The 19,356-nt window shown below is 72.9% G+C and carries 14 protein-coding genes; 11 read left to right on the top strand and 3 right to left on the bottom strand.

The genetic code is table 11. From position 1 onward, the window contains the following. Positions 1-65 precede the first annotated feature (65 nt). The 4 genes from hutU to hutI all read left to right on the top strand — a co-directional run bounded on the left by hutU (position 66) and on the right by hutI (position 5,933). On the top strand, positions 66-1,817 hold the full coding sequence (gene hutU / locus ACFXPL_RS32020; RefSeq protein ID WP_384926218.1) for a urocanate hydratase: 1,752 nt from the start codon (positions 66-68) through the stop codon (positions 1,815-1,817). Continuing rightward, positions 1,814-3,169: an allantoate amidohydrolase gene (locus tag ACFXPL_RS32015; RefSeq protein WP_384926216.1), complete on the top strand. Its 1,356-nt coding sequence runs from the start codon at positions 1,814-1,816 to the stop codon at positions 3,167-3,169. Before hutU ends, ACFXPL_RS32015 begins: the two co-directional genes overlap by 4 nt. A gap of 98 nt (positions 3,170-3,267) precedes the next feature. Then, positions 3,268-4,620: a formimidoylglutamate deiminase gene (locus ACFXPL_RS32010; RefSeq protein WP_384926247.1), complete on the top strand. Its 1,353-nt coding sequence runs from the start codon at positions 3,268-3,270 to the stop codon at positions 4,618-4,620. A gap of 134 nt (positions 4,621-4,754) precedes the next feature. Further along, positions 4,755-5,933: an imidazolonepropionase gene (gene hutI / locus ACFXPL_RS32005; RefSeq protein ID WP_384926214.1), complete on the top strand. Its 1,179-nt coding sequence runs from the start codon at positions 4,755-4,757 to the stop codon at positions 5,931-5,933. A gap of 37 nt (positions 5,934-5,970) precedes the next feature. Here hutI and ACFXPL_RS32000 read toward each other — a convergent pair whose 3' ends face one another. Continuing rightward, on the bottom strand, positions 5,971-7,473 hold the full coding sequence (locus tag ACFXPL_RS32000) for a hypothetical protein (RefSeq protein WP_384926212.1): 1,503 nt from the start codon (positions 7,471-7,473) through the stop codon (positions 5,971-5,973). 138 nt (positions 7,474-7,611) lie between these two features. Between ACFXPL_RS32000 and ACFXPL_RS31995 the strand changes: the two genes are divergently transcribed. Continuing rightward, on the top strand, positions 7,612-8,058 hold the full coding sequence (locus ACFXPL_RS31995) for a DUF6415 family natural product biosynthesis protein (protein WP_384926210.1): 447 nt from the start codon (positions 7,612-7,614) through the stop codon (positions 8,056-8,058). Between the two features lie 180 nt (positions 8,059-8,238). Here ACFXPL_RS31995 and ACFXPL_RS31990 read toward each other — a convergent pair whose 3' ends face one another. Then, a complete protein-coding gene (locus ACFXPL_RS31990; protein WP_384926245.1) occupies positions 8,239-9,513 on the bottom strand; it encodes a cytochrome P450 in 1,275 nt (424 codons plus the stop codon). Positions 9,514-9,861: 348 nt separating this feature from the next. Between ACFXPL_RS31990 and ACFXPL_RS31985 the strand changes: the two genes are divergently transcribed. The 6 genes from ACFXPL_RS31985 to ACFXPL_RS31960 all read left to right on the top strand — a co-directional run bounded on the left by ACFXPL_RS31985 (position 9,862) and on the right by ACFXPL_RS31960 (position 17,100). Then, complete coding sequence (locus ACFXPL_RS31985; protein ID WP_384926208.1) at positions 9,862-11,001, top strand: GNAT family N-acetyltransferase; 1,140 nt, start codon at positions 9,862-9,864, stop codon at positions 10,999-11,001. A gap of 76 nt (positions 11,002-11,077) precedes the next feature. Then, entirely contained in the window at positions 11,078-12,454 is a 1,377-nt protein-coding gene (locus tag ACFXPL_RS31980; protein WP_384926206.1) for a glycosyltransferase family 2 protein, read from the top strand. A gap of 50 nt (positions 12,455-12,504) precedes the next feature. Further along, positions 12,505-13,275 (top strand): polysaccharide deacetylase family protein, encoded by a 771-nt coding sequence (locus ACFXPL_RS31975; protein WP_384926243.1) that lies wholly within the window; start codon positions 12,505-12,507, stop codon positions 13,273-13,275. 62 nt (positions 13,276-13,337) lie between these two features. After that, positions 13,338-15,491 (top strand): hypothetical protein, encoded by a 2,154-nt coding sequence (locus ACFXPL_RS31970; protein ID WP_384926204.1) that lies wholly within the window; start codon positions 13,338-13,340, stop codon positions 15,489-15,491. Beyond that, on the top strand, positions 15,488-15,985 hold the full coding sequence (locus ACFXPL_RS31965) for a hypothetical protein (RefSeq protein WP_384926202.1): 498 nt from the start codon (positions 15,488-15,490) through the stop codon (positions 15,983-15,985). The genes ACFXPL_RS31970 and ACFXPL_RS31965 overlap by 4 nt, the downstream gene beginning before the upstream one ends. Then, complete coding sequence (locus ACFXPL_RS31960) at positions 15,982-17,100, top strand: glycoside hydrolase family 26 protein (protein ID WP_384926200.1); 1,119 nt, start codon at positions 15,982-15,984, stop codon at positions 17,098-17,100. Before ACFXPL_RS31965 ends, ACFXPL_RS31960 begins: the two co-directional genes overlap by 4 nt. Here ACFXPL_RS31960 and ACFXPL_RS31955 read toward each other — a convergent pair. Then, positions 17,070-19,356: lipopolysaccharide biosynthesis protein (locus tag ACFXPL_RS31955; RefSeq protein ID WP_384926198.1), on the bottom strand; the 2,287-nt coding region annotated here is incomplete at its 5' end. The genes ACFXPL_RS31960 and ACFXPL_RS31955 overlap by 31 nt on opposite strands.

The following is a 19,356-nucleotide window of genomic DNA, read 5'->3' as shown; positions in this document are numbered from 1 at the left end:
TCTATTCATCCGGCCAGGATGTGAATAGATTGTCCAACAGGAGCGTCACGGAGGAGGCACCCGCCATGTCAGGACCCCGCCCCGTACGGGCACCGCGCGGTACGGAACTGAGCGCCCTGGGATGGCAGCAGGAAGCGGCCCTCCGCATGCTCCAGAACAACCTGGACCCCGAGGTCGCGGAACACCCCGACAAGCTCGTCGTCTACGGCGGCACCGGCAAGGCCGCCCGCGACTGGCGCTCCTTCGACGCCATGGTCCGTACGCTGCGCACGCTCAAGCAGGACGAGACGATGCTCGTCCAGTCCGGCCGGCCCGTGGGCGTCATGCAGACCCACGAGTGGGCGCCGCGCGTGCTGCTCGCCAACTCCAACCTGGTCGGCGACTGGGCCAACTGGGAGGAGTTCCGGCGGCTCGAATCCCTCGGGCTCACCATGTACGGCCAGATGACGGCCGGGTCGTGGATCTACATCGGCACGCAGGGCATCCTCCAGGGCACGTACGAGACGTTCGCGGCCGTCGCCGCGAAGAGGTTCGGCGGCACGCTCGCCGGGACGATCACCCTCACCGCCGGTCTGGGCGGCATGGGCGGCGCGCAGCCGCTCGCCGTGACCATGAACGACGGGGTAGCGATCTGTATCGACTGCGACCCCCGCGCCATCGACCGCCGTATCGAGCACCGCTTCCTCGACGTGCGGGCCGACAGCCTGGACCACGCGCTCCAGCTCGCCACCGAGGCGCGCGACGCCCGCCGTCCGCTCTCCATCGGGCTCCTGGGCAACGCGGCGGAGCTGCTGCCGCGCATGCTCGCCGAGGGCGCGCCCGTCGACATCGTCACGGACCAGACCTCCGCGCACGACCCGCTCGCGTATCTGCCGCTCGGCGTCGACTTCGACGACATGGCCTCGTACGCCGCCGAGAAGCCCGCCGACTTCACCCAGCGCGCCCGCGAGTCGATGGCCCGGCACGTCGAGGCGATGGTCGGCTTCATGGACGCGGGCGCCGAGGTCTTCGACTACGGCAACTCCATCCGCGGCGAGGCCCAACTGGCCGGATATGAGCGTTCCTTCGCCTTCCCCGGCTTCGTGCCCGCCTACATCCGGCCGCTCTTCTGCGAGGGGAAGGGCCCGTTCCGCTGGGCGGCGCTCTCCGGCGAGGCGTCGGACATCCACAAGACCGACCGGGCGATCCTCGACCTCTTCCCGGAGAACGAGTCCCTGCACCGCTGGATCAAGATGGCGGGCGAGCGCGTCCACTTCCAGGGCCTGCCGGCCCGGATCTGCTGGCTCGGCTACGGCGAGCGCGACAAGGCGGGCGAGCGCTTCAACGACATGGTCGCCTCCGGTGAACTCGCCGCGCCGCTCGTCATCGGCCGCGACCACCTGGACTGCGGCTCGGTCGCCTCCCCGTACCGCGAGACCGAGGCCATGCTCGACGGCTCCGACGCCATCGCCGACTGGCCGCTCCTGAACGCCATGGTCAACGTCGCCTCCGGCGCCTCCTGGGTCTCCCTCCACCACGGCGGCGGCGTCGGCATGGGCCGCTCGATCCACGCGGGCCAGGTCTCGGTCGCCGACGGCACCCCGCTCGCGGGCGAGAAGATCCGCCGCGTCCTCACCAACGACCCCGGCATGGGCGTCATCCGCCATGTCGACGCCGGGTACGACCTCGCGGAGACGGTCGCCGAGGAGCGCGACGTCCGCATCCCCATGCGGGAGGGTGCGGGGGAGGCCACGCGGGAGGACCCCCGGAGGGGCACCCGGGAGGCCACCCGAGGGGACGCGCCCGCCGCCCCGTCGGCCGAGGGCGCCACGGCATGACGTCCCCCGCACCGCGCCCCCCGGCCCCCGCCGCGCTCCCCGCCCCCGCCTCCTTCCAGGAGATGTGGCGCGACCTCGCCCCCCTCGGCCGCGACCCCGGCAGCGGCGGCTACCGCCGCTACGCCTGGACCGCCGCCGACGCCGACTGCCGCGCCTGGTTCCGCGCGCAGGCCGAGGACCGGGGCCTCACCTACGAGGTCGACCGCAACGGCAACCAGTGGGCCTGGCTCGGCGACCCCCTCGCCGGGGACGCCGTCGTCACCGGATCGCATCTCGACTCCGTACCCGACGGGGGCGCATTCGACGGACCCCTCGGTGTCGTCTCCTCCTTCGCCGCGCTGGACGAACTCCGGCGCAGGGGGGCGCGGTTCACCAAGCCCCTGGCCATCTCCAACTTCGGCGACGAGGAGGGCGCCCGCTTCGGTCTCGCCTGCGTCGGCTCCCGGCTCACCGCCGGGCGGCTCACCGCCGACCAGGCCCATGAGCTGCGCGACGGCGAGGGCGTCCCGCTGCCGAAGGCGATGGAGGCCGCCGGATACGACCCGGCCACCCTCGGGGCCGACCCGGAACGCCTGGCCCGGATCGGCGCGTTCGTCGAACTCCACGTCGAGCAGGGACGCGCCCTCGACCTCTCCGGCGACCCCGTCGGTATCGCGTCCGCGATCTGGCCGCACGGCCGCTGGCGCTTCGACTTCCGCGGCGAGGCCAACCACGCGGGCACCACCCGTCTCGCCGACCGCCGCGACCCGATGCTGACGTACGCCGAGACCGTCCTCGCCGCCCGCCGTGAGGCGGAACTCGCCGGGGCCCTCGCCACCTTCGGCAAGATCTCCGTCGAGCCCAACGGCGTCAACGCCATCCCCTCCCTCGTGCGCGGCTGGCTGGACTCCCGCGCCGCCGACCAGTCCGCCCTGGACGCCGTCGTCACCGCGATCGAGGCCGCCGCCCGCGAGGCCGCGGACCGCACGGGCATCGACCTGCGGGTCGTACGGGAGTCCTTCACCCCCGTCGTGGAGTTCGAGCACGCCCTACGGGACGAACTCGGCCGGATCCTCGGCCACCGCCCCACCGCCGGAGCCGGAGCCGGAGCCGAAGCCGCTGCCGGAGCCGAAACCGGAGCGGCTGCCGACGCTGAAACCGGAGCCGGATCGGGGCGCCGAGAGGTTCCCGTACTCGGTACCGGGGCCGGACACGACGCGGGTATTCTGTCCGGCTCCATCCCGACCGCCATGCTGTTCGTACGGAACCCCACGGGTGTCTCCCACTCCCCGGCCGAATCCGCGACCGAGGACGACTGCGTGGCCGGAGTGCTGGCCCTCGCCGACGTACTGGAAGGACTCGCGTGCGCGTGACGCAGCCGACCGCGGCCCCCGGCAGGACCCAGGTCACCACCCGGCCCGAGGCGTCCACCGGGCCCGACGCCCCGTCCGAACCGGCCCGCACCTACTGGCTGGAGCACGCCTGGCTCACCGACGGCAGGCCCCACGTCGAGCCCGGCGTGACCGTCGGCGTCACGGACGGCCGGATCACCGACGTACGCACCCAGGTCACGACCCCGCCCCCCGGCGCCACCGTGCTGCGCGGCCTCACCCTCCCGGGCCTGGCCAACACCCACTCGCACGCCTTCCACCGCGCCCTGCGCTCCACCGTCCAGGTCGGCTCCGGAACCTTCTGGACCTGGCGCGAGATCATGTACGGGATCGCCGCCAAGCTCACCCCCGACTCGTACTTCACCCTCGCCCGCGCCGTCTACGCCGAGATGGCGCTGGCCGGCATCACCTCCGTCGGTGAGTTCCACTACCTCCACCACGCGCCCGGCGGCACGCCCTACGACCACCCGAACGCCATGGGCGAAGCCCTGATCGCCGCGGCGGCCGAGGCCGGGATCCGGATCACCCTCCTCGACACCGCCTATCTCTCCTCCGGCATCGCCGAACGGCGCGGCGGCGAGCCCCCCGAGCAGCACCAGCTCCGCTTCTCCGACGGCGACGCGACCGCCTGGGCCGAGCGCGCCTCCGCGCTCGCCTCGGCCGTCGAGGACAGCGACCAGGCGCTGATCGGCGCGGCCGTCCACTCCGTACGCGCCGTCCCCGCCGAGCAGCTCGCCACCGTCGCCGCCTGGGCCGAGGAGCACAGGGCCCCGCTCCACGTCCATCTCTCCGAGCAGACCGCGGAGAACGAGGCATGCCTCGCCGTCCACGGCCGCACCCCCACCCGGCTGCTCGCCGACCACGGCGTCCTGGGCGCCCGTACCACCGGCGTCCACAACACCCACCTGACCGATGAGGACATCGCCCTGCTGGGCACCGCCTCCACCGGCACCTGCATGTGCCCCACCACGGAGCGCGACCTCGCCGACGGCATCGGCCCCGCCGAACGGCTCCAGCGCGCGGGCTCGCCGCTCTCCCTCGGCAGCGACAGCCACGCGGTCATCGACCTCTTCGAGGAGGCCCGCGCGATGGAGCTGAACGAACGGCTGCGCTCCCGCCGCCGCGGCCACTGGACGGCGGTGGCGCTGCTGCGCGCGGCCACCGCCGACGGCCACGCGGCCCTCGGCCGGCCCGACGCGGGCCGTATCGAACGCGGCGCGCTCGCCGACCTGGTCACGATCGCGCTGGACTCCGTCAGAACAGCGGGCTCGCTGCCCCGGCTCGGAGCGGAGACCGCCGTATTCGCCGCCTCCGCCGCTGATGTACGCCATACGGTCGTGGGCGGCCGTCATGTCGTACGCGACGGAACCCATGCCCTGATCCCTGACGTCCCGGCAGCCCTCGACCGGTCCATCGCCGCCCTGCGCGGCTGACGCCGCCGGCCCCACGGCCCCCGCGATCGGCCCCACGGCCCCCGCGATCGACGCCACGGCCCGCGCCGTCGCCGACACCATGGTCCGTGCGGGCGCCACCACCGTCCGCGCCGCGGCCGAAGGAGAGCATCCCCATGACGACGACCACGACCGTCATCACCAACATCGCCAGTCTGGTCACCAACGACCCCTCTCTCGGTGACGGAACCCCCATCGGTCTGATCCAGGACGCGGCCGTCGTCATCGACGGCGACCGCATCGCCTGGGTCGGTGAATCCAGCAAAGCACCCGCCACTGACAACGCCGTCGACGCCGGCGGCCGGGCCGCCCTCCCCGGCTTCGTCGACTCCCACTCCCACCTGGTCTTCGCGGGCGACCGGACCCAGGAGTTCAACGCCCGCATGTCCGGCCGCGCCTACTCCGCCGGCGGCATCCGCACCACCGTCGCCGCCACCCGTGCCGCGACCGACGCCGAACTGGCCGCCAACGTCGCGCGCTACCTCGCCGAGGCGCTCCGCCAGGGCACCACCACGCAGGAGACCAAGTCCGGCTACGGGCTGACCGTCGCCGACGAGGCCCGCGCCCTGCGGATCGCCCGCGAGCAGACCGACGAGGTCACCTACCTCGGCGCGCACATCGTCCCGCCCGACCACGCCGCAGACCCGGCCGCGTACGTCGCCCTCGTCACCGGGGAGATGCTGGACGCCTGCGCCCCGTACGCCCGCTGGATCGACGTCTTCTGCGAGCAGGGAGCCTTCGACGGTGACCAGGCCCGCGCGATCCTCACCGCGGGCCGCGCCAAGGGCCTGCACCCCCGCGTCCACGCCAACCAGCTCTCGTACGGTCCCGGCGTCCAGCTCGCCGTCGAACTCGACGCCGCCTCCGCCGACCACTGCACGCACCTCACGGACGCGGACGTCGACGCCCTCGCGAACGGCGCCACCGTGGCCACCCTGCTGCCAGGCGCCGAGTTCTCCACCCGTGCCGCCTGGCCGGACGCCCGTCGCCTGCTCGACGCGGGCGCGACCGTCGCGCTCTCCACCGACTGCAACCCCGGCTCGTCCTTCACCTCCTCGATGCCGTTCTGCGTCGCCCTCGCCGTACGCGACATGGGCATGACCCCGGACGAGGCGGTCTGGTCCGCCACGGCCGGCGGCGCGGCGGCCCTGCGCCGGCCGGACATCGGCCGCCTCACCCCCGGCGCCCGCGCCGACCTGGCCCTCCTCGACGCCCCGAGCCACGTCCACCTGGCCTACCGGCCAGGGGTCCCGCTGGTCTCCTCGGTCTGGCGGAGCGGCGCCCGCGTCCACTGACACCGCTCCACCCGACCCGGAAGGCGGGCGAGGCCCCTCACCCCTTCAGCGCGGCGACCTCGTCCATCCTCGGCAGCAGTTTCCGTACGGCCAGGGTCTTCGCGTACGGCCTCAGCCTGCGCCGCATCGTCTCGAAGTGCTCGTCCCCCCGGGCCGACGAGACGTGCTCGTAGTCGTCCAGGAACTGCCACCAGCTCCCGCACGCCGCCTCAAGATGCCCCAGCTCCAGTTGGCGCTGGGCCAGGACGGCGAGGAAGTGGACGCGGCCCTGCCGCTCGTGTTTCTGCTGCACCTGCAAGGACTGCTGGAGCGCGGTGATCGAGCCCGGCAGATCCTTGAACTCGTACAGCACGTGCGACACATGGAAGAGGTACGCGGTCCTGTCGTACCCCCCGACGGACTCGCGCCGGTTGTCCGCCTTGGTCAGGGCGGCCTCCGTCTGACGCAGCCGGCCGAACGCCTGCCGCTTGTCCCCGACCATCGCCGCCGCGTGCGCCTGCTGCCCGGACAGGAACGCCTGGAGACGCGGCTCGGCCTTCGGCGACGCCTCGGCGGCCGAGTCGGCCAGTTCCAGCGCCCGTTTGCCGTACCCGAGGTTCGACGCCTGGAGCGACATGCCGCGCAGTGTGCGGCAGTACGTGACGTGGTCCCCGGCGGAACCGGCCAGTTCCAGGGCCCTGAGGTAGTACTGCTGGCCCAGTCCGTGCGCCCGCTCGTACATCGCCATCCAGCCGGTCAGGTAGACCAGATCGGAGGCGGCGGCCAGCATGTCGTTGCGTACGGACTCGGCGGCTTCCGCCTTCAGCCACGGCATGACCGTGTTCACCAGAAAAGCGGCGGCCATCGGGCGCGCGTGACCGCCCCCGAGTTCATCCAGAATGTCCGCTATCCGGTCCGTCATTGTGCGTACGGCCTGTACCTGCGGCGCGCCGATACGTACGGTCCGCTTTCCCGGAGCGGGGGTCGAAGGGGCTGCCGCGTGGGCCAGATCGGGGAAGAGCGGAACGACGACGGCGGCGGAGAACAGACCTGCGGCGATCAGGCCGCGTCGTGACGGATCCATGTCTGCTCTCCCCATGTCGACCAGTTCTTCGAGCGTGTTGGCACCGGAGATGCCGGAGTCGCCGGCGAGGCCGGAGATGCCCGAGGAACCCGAGGGACCGGAGGAGCCCGAGGAGCCTGCGGAACGGACGGTGCCCGAGGGGCCGCCGGCGCCGGAACCCGCGGGGTCCGAACGGCCCGGCAGCTGTCCGGACGACATGGAGAAACGAGCGGACCGTACGACGGGAAGGCCGGCCTCCGAGTGGGTGACCGGACGTCCGAGTTTCCGTGCGAAAGCCTCCACGATCAGCGGCCTGACCTGGTCCTTGGGCATGGTGCCCGCGACCCAGTGGGAGACCGCCGACTGGTCGTAGTGGAGTTCGAGCCCGGCCTCGGCGCCGATGCGGTTGATGATCAGTGCGAACTGCGCGCGGGACCACTTCGCCTGCGCCAGCAAACCGGCCAGGCCGGTGTTGGGTGTGCGGGAATTACTCGCCATGTGTCCAACTCCCCCAAGCGTTCATGGCTTTCATCATCAGACTGTTCTCCACGGTACTCGTGGAGGGTCTTCAGGCTGTTTTCTGTTCAACAGGGCCAAGCAGCACAGCACACGAAGACGGGGGCCAAGGTGACCACAGTGACAGACAACAGAACAGGTGGCACAGCCGAAAACGCGCTCACCACCTACACCGCCGACTCCACGCAGACTCCGCACACTTCACACACTCCGCATGCCCAGCACGCTGTTCAGCAGCAGGCAGTGGACCACAACGCCATAGGTCTCGACGCCGATCGCGCCCTGGCACCGCATCGCATGATGCCGCCGCCGACCGAGATCGCGGACCTCACCCACCGGCTCGTCGGCCACGGCGCGGGGCTCGTCTCCCTCGTCGAGGCGATCCCCGAGACCGAGCACACCGTACGGACCAAAGGAGCGCTCAAGGACTGGTACGACCTGACCGACAGCGGGCCGGGCACCGGCGCCATGGCCAACTGGGTGCACATGCGGGCACTGGCGCGCATGTGCCGCACGTTCATGGACTACCTGCGGGAGCGCGAACGCGAAGGCCGGTACCGGCCATGAGCCCGGAAGGGAAGCAACAGGCCTGGTTCGTGATCGCGGTCTGCACGCTGGGGCTGACCATCGCACTCGCCGTGGGGCTGCGTCTGTAAGACGTCCGAGGGTGTCCGAGGGTGTCCGAGGGTGTCCGAGGGCGCCTGAGACGCCTGTACGGCGGCGAGAGCCACGCACATCAAAGGAAGTTCAGGGCGCCGGCCGCCCCAGCACCACCGGAAGTTCCCGCACGCTGTTGCCCACGAAGCTGTGCTGGCGGGCCAGATCCGTCTCCGGGACCGTGATCCTCAGGTCCGGGAAGCGGGTGAACAGCTGCCGGAGGGCGATGGTGGTCTCCATTCGCGCGAGAGAGGCGCCCAGGCAGTAGTGCGCGCCATGTCCCAGGGAGAGATGGCGCGTCGTGGCGCGCCGTGTGACATCGAAGCGGTCCGCGTCAGGTCCGTACGCCGCGACGTCGCGGCCCGCCGCCGAGAACCCGGCCAGCACGGGCGTGCCGCGCGGGATCACCGTTCCGTCCACCGTCACCTCGCGCGTCGGATAGCGGAACGGGAAGAAGCTGACCGGACTGTCCCAGCGCAGGGTCTCCTCGACCGCGTCCGCCCAGTCCGCGCCGCCGGTCCGGATCAGCTCCAGCTGGTCCGGATGGGCGCACAGCGCGCGGACCGCGTTGGTGATCAGGTTCAGGGTCGTCTCATGGCCGGCCACGATCATCACCAGCATCGTGCCGATGAGTTCGTGCTCACCGAGCCGGTCGCCGCTCGACGCCGGCTTGTCGCGGTCGCGGTCGCGGTCGCCGTCGCCGTCGCGGTTGCCGTTGCCGTCGAGGTCGCCTTCGGCGTCCGCCCCGCCGCTTCCGTCCGTGTCCCGCGAGGCGATCAGGGCGCTGGTGAGGTCCCGCCCCGGGCGCTCCCTGCGGGACGCGGCCACCGCGCCGAGCACGGCCACCATCTCCTGGTTCGCGGCCACCGCCTGCTCCGGGGCGATGTCCGTACTCACCAACCGCGTCGAGAGCGTGTGCAGCCGCCCCCGGAACTCCTCGTCCACCCCGAGCAGCTCACTGATCACGTTCATCGGCAGCGGGAGCGCGAAGTGCGCCCGCAGATCCACCACCCCGTCCTCCGCCGCTGCCGCCGCCGAGGCCAGCCCGTCCAGCAGCTCCGCCGTCAGCCGCTCGACGCCGGGCCGCAGCGCCTCCACCCGCCGCGTCGTGAACGCCTTGCCGACCAGCGACCGCAGCCGCCGGTGCTCGGTGCCGTCGGCGGTGACCATGCCCCGTACGGTCGCGAACGTCGTCAGCGGCCAGCCGACCGGGATCCGCCCTTCCTGGAGCGCCGCGAAGTGCTCGGCGCCCTTGGCGACGTCCGGATGGCTCATGAACTCCTTCAGCGCCCCGTGGCCGACGACCGCCATGGCCGGTACGTCGCCGGGCAGCACGACCTCCGCGACGGCGCCCCGCGCGAGCATCTCGGCGTTGAGGGCGTGCGGGCAGGAGCCGGCCGGGTCGAGCCGGTACGGCGACGGATTCGCGGACGTGGACGGGGGCCGGGACGGTGTCTGGGGCACGGGAACCCTCCTCACCCGGATCCTATGAGCAGGTGCGAGGTGACGGAAGGAGTCGCTCGGCGGCGCGCCCGGTTCCGTCACCTCCAGGACCGTCAGCACCACAGGTCGCACCCGTCGCGCGTGATTCCCCGATCCGTGACGAGATGGGCGACTGCCCCTGTCCCGGAGCGATTTGGGCCGGTACCGTCCTGTCGAGTGTGAGCCCACAGGGGACACGGGCTCGCGGGGGGATGCGACCGGGGGGTCGAGTTGAACGATGTACGGAGTTCCGCGCGCCTGCGCGTGGTGGCGCCCGCGGATCTGGACGAAGCGGAAATCGAGTCCTGGCGCGAGCTGCGCGCCAAGTCGGGGGCCCCGGCCAACCCGTTCATGGAGCCGGAGTTCACCCTGGCCGTGGGCCGCGTACGGCCGGGCGCGCGCGTCGCCGTCGTACGGGAGGGGACAGGGCCGCCTGCCGCTTCCAGCAGGGGCTCGGGCGAGCCCGTCGGCTTCTTCCCGTACGAACGCGGACCGCTCGGGCGCGGCAGGGCCATCGGCCTCGGCGTCTCCGACTGCCAGGGCGGAGTGTTCCGCGGCGGACTGCGGCTCACGGCGCGCGAACTGCTCCGCGGCTGCTCGCTGGCGGCCTGGGAGTTCGACAGCCTCGAAGCGGGACAGCTGCTGTTCGTCCCGGCCGACGCCGCTGAACCGGCGGCATTCGAGTCGCCGGTGATCGAGGTCGGGGAGGGGTACGAGGCGTACGAGTCGGCCCTGCGCGCCCGGTCGCCCAAGTTCTTCCGTACGACGGCCGCGAAGGAGCGCAGGCTCGGCCGCCAGGAGGGCGAGGTCCGCTTCGTCTTCGACGAACGCGACCCGGCGGCGCTGCGCACGCTCATGGAGTGGAAGTCCGCGCAGTACCGCAGGACCGGCCGCCGCGACCGCTTCGCCAAGGAGTGGATCAGCGCACTCGTACGGCAGCTCGCCACGACCCGTACGCCGGGCTGTTCGGGTGTGCTCTCCGTGCTGTACGTGGCGGACCGCCCGGTGGCGGCGCACTTCGGGCTGCGCTCACGCACCGTGCTGTCGTGCTGGTTCCCGGCGTACGACCCGGAGTTCGCCAGGTTCTCGCCGGGCCTGATCCTGCATCTGCGGATGGCGCGGGCCGCCGCCGCGGCGGGGATCGGGGTGCTCGACCTGGGGCGGGGTCCCGCGGAGTACAAGGACGCGCTCAAGACGGGCGGACCACAGGTCTACGAGGGCGCCGTGACCCGTCCGGGCGTGCGGGCCGCCCTCCACCACCTGGGGAGGGAGCCGGCCCGGCGGGCGCACGGCTTCGTACGGGAGCGGCCCCGGCTGGCCGCGTACGCGAAGACGGCACTCAACCGGGTGGGCCGCCTGCGGGACAGGTGACGGACCGGCGGGACCACGCGCGGAACAACGGTACGAGGCACCGCAGTGGAGCGCATCAACGGAACAGGGGGAGCCGATGACGTACACACCGCACAGAGCCCGCGGGACCGGGGGTGGAACAGCGGGAGGCGCGCCGGCCGGTCCCGCGCCCCGGGGCCTGCCGGTCCCCAAGGCCGTCGCCGTCGCCGAACTCGATCTCCGCGCGGCCGACGGCGCCGTGCGGTCCCTCCGCCCGGCACCCGGCGGTCCTCCGGTCGGGGAGGGCGCCGTGTTCGCGCTCGTACGGATCGACGGCAGGCCCGTCGCGACGGTGACGGGCCAGGTGACGGCGGGCCAGGACCCGGCGGAGGCGCTGGTGGCGGCCTACCGTGCGCAGGGCCGGGCCGTACCGACGTCCCCGCCCCCAGCCACGCACCTGCCCCCTCCCCTTACCACCGTTCCTCCTACCACTGTCGTCGTGGCCACCCGCGAGCGCGCCGGCCCACTCGCCCGTGCCCTCGACTCGCTCCTCGCGCAGGACCATCCCGACTTCCGCGTCCTGGTCGTCGACAACGCGCCCGTCACCACCGCCACCCGCGACCTCGTCACGTCGCGTTACGCCGGCCGCGTCGACTACGCGCACGAGCCGCGCCCCGGCCTGGCCGTCGCCCACAACCAGGGCATCGCGGCGGCGGACCGCGCGGCCCCGGTCCTCGCCTTCACCGATGACGACGTGATCGCCGATCCGCACTGGCTCTCCGCGCTCACCGCACCCTTCGCGACCGACCCGGGCCTCGGCTGCACCACGGGCCTCATCCTCCCCGCCCGGCTCACCACCCCCGCGCAGATCCTGCTGGAGAGCCACGGGGGCTTCGCCAAGGGACTCGCGCCCCGGCTGTACGACCCGGCGGCGCCGCCCGCCGGCGAACCCCTCTTCCCGTTCGCCGCCGGAAGCTTCGGTTCCGGCGCCAACATGGCCTTCCGCGCCGACGTACTGCGCGCGGTCGGCGGTTTCGACCCGGCCACCGGCACCGGCACGCCCGCGAAGGGCGGCGACGACCTCTACGCCTTCGTCCGCGTCCTGGCCGCCGGGCACCGGCTGCGTTACACCCCGGAGGCGCTGGTCTGGCACCACCACCGCGAGACCTGGCAGGACCTGCGGAACCAGGCGTACGGATACGGCGCGGGCCTGACCGCGTACCTCACCGCGATCCTCGTACGCCACCCCGCCCTGCTGCCCGCGCTGCTCGCGAAGGTGCCACGCGGCCTGGCGCACGCCCGCGCGATCACGGCACACGGCGCGCAGACGTATCCCTGGCCGCGCTCCCTCTCGCGCCTGGAGCGCCGGGGGATGCTGTACGGGCCGCTCGGCTACGCCAGGGCGCGGATCGGGATCCGCCTGCGCGCCCGCGCCGGTGCGCCCGCCGGGTTGCGCGACGGGTCGCGTGACGAGGCGGCCGGGGGCGCGCCGTGACCGAGCGAGACGCACCGGACCGGATCCCCGTCCTCCTCTACCACGCCGTGATGGACGACCCGCCCGCCTGGATCGCCGAATTCACCGTCACGCCGGGGGACTTCGCCGCCCACCTCGACGCGGTCGTCGCCTGCGGCCGTACGCCCGTCCCCGTCTCCACCCTGGCCGGGCATCTCACGCGGGGCGCGCCGTTGCCGGCCAGGCCCGTCGTCCTCACCTTCGACGACGGATTCGCCGATCTGCCGGGCCCGACGGCCGACGCGCTCGCCGCCCGCACCCTGCCGGCCACCGCCTATCTGACCACCGGGGCCATCACCCGGGGGCGCACCAGCCTGCTGCCGCCCGCGCCGATGATGACGCTCGCGCAGGCGGGCCTGCTGAAGTCGTACGGCGTGGAGGTGGGGGCGCACACGGTCACCCATCCCCAGCTCGACACCCTGCGCGGGCCCGCCCTGCGGCGCGAACTGCGCGAATCCAAGGAGACGCTGGAGGACGTGCTCGGCCAGGAGGTCGCGCACCTCGCCTATCCGCACGGTTACAACAGCCGCGCCGTGCGCCGGGCCGCCGAGGGCGTGGGGTACGCCTCGGCCGTCGCCGTACGGCACGCCCTCAGCTCAGGTCGCGACGAGGCGTACCGCATCGCCCGGCTCATCGTGCGCCGTACGCACACCGCGGCGGACATCGCGGCGTGGATGGCGGGCGGAGCGGCGGCGGGGGAGCGGATGAGGGTCGCGCCGTACCGGGATTCACCGGCCACGGTGGGCTGGCGGCTGTACCGGGGCGCGCGGGCCCGGGTGAAGGGACCGGAATTCGCCGGGTAGTCACGGATAGTCATGGATGGCGGTGGGTAGTGACGGAGTGTGACAAGGGGGGAAGGGATCTCATGACCACGCGTACCGACATCAAGACCGGCTCCGACGACGGTCCGGGGAACGGCTCCGTTCCCGAACCTGGCGCTGCGGCCGGCCCGGGAACGGAAGCATCCGGAGCGCCCGCGGCATCTGCCGCGAGCACGGCGTCCGCGCCGAGCGCGACATCCGCGGCGTCCACGACATCCTCAGCGCCGGGCCCGGGCCTGGGTCCGGGCGCGGGTCCGGGCGCGGGCGCCCCGCCCCGCACAAACCCGCGCCTGCCCCCATTACCCGACCCGTCCGGCCTGTCCGGCCCGCCCCTTCCGCCGCGCCGGGGCCCGGGGCCGTCGTTCCTGATCCGTTTCCAGCGGTTCCTCACGTGGCCGCCGCTGCTGATCGCCGCCGTCCTCTGGACCTGGTCCTTACCCCGGATCGGGTTCCGTGACATCGGGGAGTTCGGGCTCCTCGACCGCTTCCCGGTGGCGTTCTACGCCTCGCTGGCCGTCCTCTCCGCCGGCTTCCTCATCAGCCTGCGCCGGGCCGGGACCGCCCCGTGGTGGCCGCTGACCTACTGCGTCGCGATGCTCGTCGCGCTCAAGGCGCCTCCCGGGATCCTCTACGACTCCGTGCGTTACGCCTGGGCGTCCAAGCACGACGCCGTGATAGCGCGGCTGCTCGCCGAGGGCACCTTCCATCCGCAGGCGCGGCTCTCCGGCGGGATGTCCGCGTACGACCAGTGGCCGGGCTTCTTCTCGCTCAACGCGGCCCTGATCAGGGCCTTCGGGGTGCATGGAGCCGCCTCGTACACCAACTGGGCGCCGGTTCTCTTCGGGCTGCTGATGCTCCCGGTGCTGGTGCTGATCTACCGCACCTTCACCGACGACTGGCGTCTCGTCTGGACCGCCGTATGGATCTTCCAGCTCGCCAACTGGGTGGGCCAGGACTACCTCGCCCCGCAGGCCTTCGCCTATCTGCTCTTCCTGACCGTGTTCGCCGTGGTCGTACGGCACTTCGTACGGCCCGGATCGGCCGGGCGGCTGCGCGAGCGGTCCCGGCTCGATCCGTCCGCGACCTCCGTACCGCCGCCCACCACCCTGAGACAGCGGGCGATCTGCGTGGCGATCCTCGCCCCGCTGATCGGCGCCGTCAACGCCTCGCACCAACTCACGCCCGTCATGCTCTGCATGACGCTGGTGGCCCTCTGCCTGACGCGTCGCTACCGCAACATCGGGCTGCTCGTGGTCACGGGCCTCATCATGCTCGTCTGGGACCTCACGATGGGCCGCGTCCTCTTCCTGGACACGCTGGCCACCCTGCGGGACTCGGCGGGCGACCTGCTGAAGAACTCCCGCCCCGGATTCGCCGGCGAACCGACCGGCCCGGGACCGGAGCTGGTGGGCACGGCCAACATCCTGATGGTGCTCGTCCTGGGCGGGCTGGCCGCGGTCGCCGTGCTGCTGCGGCGCAGGCTGGTACGGAGCGCGCTGCCGCTGCTGCTGGCCGCCGCCGCGCCCGTGCCGCTCTTCGCCGTGAACGACTACGGCGGCGAAATGCTCTTCCGCGTCTATCTGTTCGGGCTGCCGGGCACGGCGTTCTTCGCCGCCGCCGCGCTCGTACCGTCCGTCGCCGGGCGGGAGAAGGCCCGGCGTATCGCCCGCCGGGCCACGGCCCTGGTGCTCCCGGTGGCCCTGGCCGCCCTGCTCGTGGGCTTCCTGCCCTCGTACTACGGAAAAGAGGGCATGCAGTACGCGCCCCCCGCCGAGAACGCGTTCGTCGAGCGCGCCTACGACCAGGCGCCGGACGGCTCGCTGATCCTCGCCACCACCGGGTCGTTCCCGGGGGCGTACTACCGCTACGACCACTACGAGCGCTGGTTCTTCACCGAACAGGAAGTGCCGGAGAACCTGACCATGCTCAAGGACCCCGCCCGCTACCTCGACGCGGGCATACCGGACGGGCGTCCGGCGTACGTGATCCTCACCCCGTCCCAGGAGAAGGCCACGATCGGCGAGGGATATCTGCCGGCCGGGAGCTTCGCCCGGATGAGCGAGGCGCTGAAGAGGTCACCGCACTTCAGAGTCCTGGAGGAGAGCAGGTACGGCCTCCTGCTGGAACACGTGGAGACCCCCGCGCCGCTCCCCGCGCCCCCACCCACCCCCGCCGTCCCCACCACTCCGACCCGATGACGAACGCGGAGGCAGCCGTCATGGACCACCACACGGCCCCCGAGCCCCAGCCCCACCGCCACACCCGAAGCCTCGCCCGCGCGGTGGCCCTGGTGCATCCACGGCCCCGCCCCTGGCTCAGAGCCGGGCTCGCGCTCTCCGGGTGGCCGGCCCTCGCGGCGACGGCACTCCCCGACGGGGAGCCGCTGCGCTGGATCCCCATCCTGCTCTTCGTCACCCTCGGCCCCGGATGCGCCCTGCTCCTCCCGCTGCCCGGCAGCCTGCGCCCCGCCGCCCGGCTGGAGGCCCTGGCGCTGGCCGCGCCGCTCAGCCTCTCCCTCGCGACCCTCACCGCCACCGCGCTCTTCCTCGTGGCGGGCTTCTCCGCCCCGCTGTTCCTCGGCTCGCTCGCGGTCTTCTGCACGGTCGTGGCCCCGCTGCCCGCCGTACCCCTGCCGGCCGCGACCCGAGGCGCGGCCGAGCGCGCCAAACCTCATGCGGAGAGTCCTCTATGACGGCACGACCCCTGCGCGGCGCGGGCCGCGGCACGTACCTGGCGCTGGTCCTGGCCGCCGTCGGCGCCCTGCTGGCCGGGCTCGGGGTCTGGGTCGCCCGGGCGGACAAGGGCGACGAGGACGCGGGCCCGGCACTGCCGGAGAACGCCGCCTCCGGCGCCCTGCCGCACGGGCCGTGCGCGCCGGGCGAGAGGCTGGAGCCGCCCTGCGGGGCCTGGTGGGGCGCGTACGTCCCGTACGCGGCGAACGGCTCGCTCACGGACGCCGTCCACGACTTCGAGAAGAAGATCGGGCGCAAACTCGATCTCGTCTACAACTACCACGACATGTCCAACACCCGGCGCGACGGAGTGCTGCTGACCCCCGAGGAGCAGGAGCTGGGCCGGGACCGGATGCTGATGCTGGCCTGGGAGTCCACCGTATGGACCGAGCCGCACCACGAGAACTGGACGGAGACACAGCTCGGCTGGGCCGATGTCGCGGCCGGGAAGTTCGACGAGGAGATCATCGATCCGCAGGCCAGGCGGCTCAAGGCGTACGGCAAGCGGGTCTTCTTCTCCTTCGACCAGGAGACGGACTTCCGCACGCCGGACGCGGGCACGCCCGAGGAGTTCGTCGCCGCCTACCGCCATCTTCACGACCGGTTCGAGAAGCTCGGCGTGGACAACGTGGTGTGGGTGTGGACGGTCTCCGGCTATCTGGGGAACGCGGCACTGATGAAGTCGCTCTATCCGGGCGACGCGTACGTCGACTGGATCGGCATGGACCAGTACAACTACTACCGCTGCCAGCGGAACGCGCGCTGGCTGGACTTCGACGCCAGTCAGCGGCCCACGTACGACTGGCTGCGCGCGAACATATCGGACCGCAAGCCCCTCATGCTCTCCGAGTTCAGTACGGCCCCCGACCCGGACGACCCGGACCGGCAGCGCGGCTGGTACGAGCAGGTGCCGAAGGCCGCGCGTGCGATGCCGCAGGTGAAGGCGCTGGTCCACTGGAACCGGCCGGTGCCGGGGCCCCACTGCGACCTGACCGTCAACCAGGGCCCGGCGCTGGAGGGCTACCGGGAGGCGGGCCGCGACGACTACTTCCGCCAGCCGGTCCCGTCACGCTGACGCCGTACACCCGGTACGTCCGGTACGCCTCGTGCACCTTGTGCTCCTCGTTCGCTCCCCGCCCGGCGGACGAGGAGGACGACGAGGAGGACCCCGCCCGTCACTGCGGACAGCCCCAGGAAGACCGGCAGGGCCACCGCCGCGAGCGGCTCCTGCGCCGACCACCCGGCCACCGCCAGCACCCACACCACCCCCGACACGACCCGCCCGTCCGCCCTCAGCGCCCACAGGATCAGGGCGACCAGCGTCAGACAGAGCAGTTGCAGGACGACCGGCAGGGCGCGCAGCAGCCCGTCACGCCCGGCAGGACCGGCCATCCCCGCCAGCGCGTCCGCGACCTGCCGGTGCCAGAGCCCCGACGCCCGGTCGGGCCGTACGCCCAGCAGCGGCGGCGCCGTGTGCAGCGCGGCGAAAATGATCAGCGGCCCGAGGGCGAGCAGTACGGGCCCCGGCCGTTCCAGCGAGACGGCGGCGCACTGGACGACGATCAGCAGCATGCCCGCGACGAGCGTGAGAGGAGGCAGTACGTCCAGAAGCTGCGCGCCGGTGAGCTGATCGCGGCCGATGTCACCGAGCCGGGCCAGCGGCGTCCAGAACAGCCCGGCGGAGAGACCGAGCAGCAGCCACAGCACGGTGACGGTCCGGCTCTCGTCGATCCGGTCGGCGCGCCCCGGCGGGTGCGCGGGCGCGTGCCCGGAACCCCGTACGGGAACGGGTACGGGCATGCCGAAGGCGGGCGTCGGCGCGTCGTGGGCGCCGCGCAGGTAGGCGGTGCGCCCGGCCCAGGTCGTGCCGTACGCCGCGTCCTCCTCGGCCCGCGCGTCGCCGGCCCCGTGATCCTCCGGCGCCCCGGGCACCACCGCGCGGCGCAGGGCGGCCCTGCGGGCCCAGGAGGTCCCGTAGTACGCGTCCTCGCCGTCCCGCGCCGCCCCCGTACGCCGTACGCCGGCCCAGTCGGCGCCGTCCTTCGTACGGTGGCGGTAGCGCAGCGCCGCGCGCAGCCCCGGCGCCGCGACCAGCGCGACCAGCGTCATGGACAGCAGCATCGCCAGCCCGGCGCCGGAGATCCCGGCGGACCCGAGCAGCACCAGCGCGCTGCCCAGGACCAGGACGCACATGGCGCCCTGGAGCACCGCGAGCATGCCCGTACGGCCCTGCACGCGCAGCACCCCGATGTACAGCTCGACGACGACGCGGGGCAGCGCGGCGGCGGCGAGCAGCCGGAGCACGGTGGTGCCGTGCTCGGCGTAGTCGGCGCCGAACGGCGTGAGGATCTGCGGCGCGAAGACCACCAGCACCAGCACCACGGGCACCAGCAGCAGCGTCATCCGGCGCAGCGCCCCGCGTACGCCCTCCGCCAGCCGGTCGGGGCTGTGCGAGGCGTGCGCGGTGAGGGAGGAGGCCATGTTGATGGCCATGAACTCCATCGTGCCGCCCACGGTGTAGGCGGTGTAGAAGAAGGCGTTGTGCGCGGAGTCGAAGCGGACGGCGACCATCACCGGCAGCAGGTTGATCATGGCCAGGCTGAAGAGCGCCCCGACCGAGTCACCGGCGAGGAACCGGCCGATCTCCCGGAGCCGGGGCGGTTCGCGGTCGTGGTCGGCGGCGGCCTGACGCGGGATGAGCCTGCGGAAGATCAGCCAGCCCAGCGGCAGTACGGAGAGGGCGATGGCCGCGGCCCAGGAGACGAAGACGCCGAGGACGGGCAGCGCGGTGGCGAACGCGGCGAGCATGAGCAGCTTGCCGATGGAGAAGACGGCGTTGCCGACCGGCACCCAGAAGGCTTTCCGCAGCCCGGTGAGCACCCCGTCCTGGAGGGTGAGCAGCGCCCAGGCGACACAGGACGCCGTGAAGACGAGCCCGGCCGTCGGGCCGCCGAGCGGCGCGTAGGAAGGGCCCCACAGATCGAGCGTGACCAGGAACACCGCGCAGGCCACGCACACCACGAGCGAACTGACGGCGTACGCGCGCCACACGAGCGGCCCGGTGGCCCGGCCGGCCCGGGGGACGTAGCGGACCACCGCGCCGATCATGGTGGTCGCGGTGATCGAGGCGAGCAGCCGCATGGCGGCGATGGCGGCGGAGCCCTGGCCGACGGCCTCCTCGGTGTAGTAGCGGGCGGCGACGAGCCAGAAGCCGAGGCCGAGCGCGGCGGAGACGCCGGTGGAGAGCATGAGCGCGTAGGCGTTGCGGAACATGGAGTCGCGCTCCCGGCCGCCCGCAGCGCCCCCCGAAACCCGCGGCGCCGCGGGCCCG

Source organism: Streptomyces sp. NPDC059092 (assembly GCF_042756365.1).
Lineage (GTDB): Bacteria > Actinomycetota > Actinomycetes > Streptomycetales > Streptomycetaceae > Streptomyces.
The sequence above is the reverse complement of the archived record's forward strand: the minus strand, read 5'-3'. Positions and strand labels throughout refer to the sequence as shown.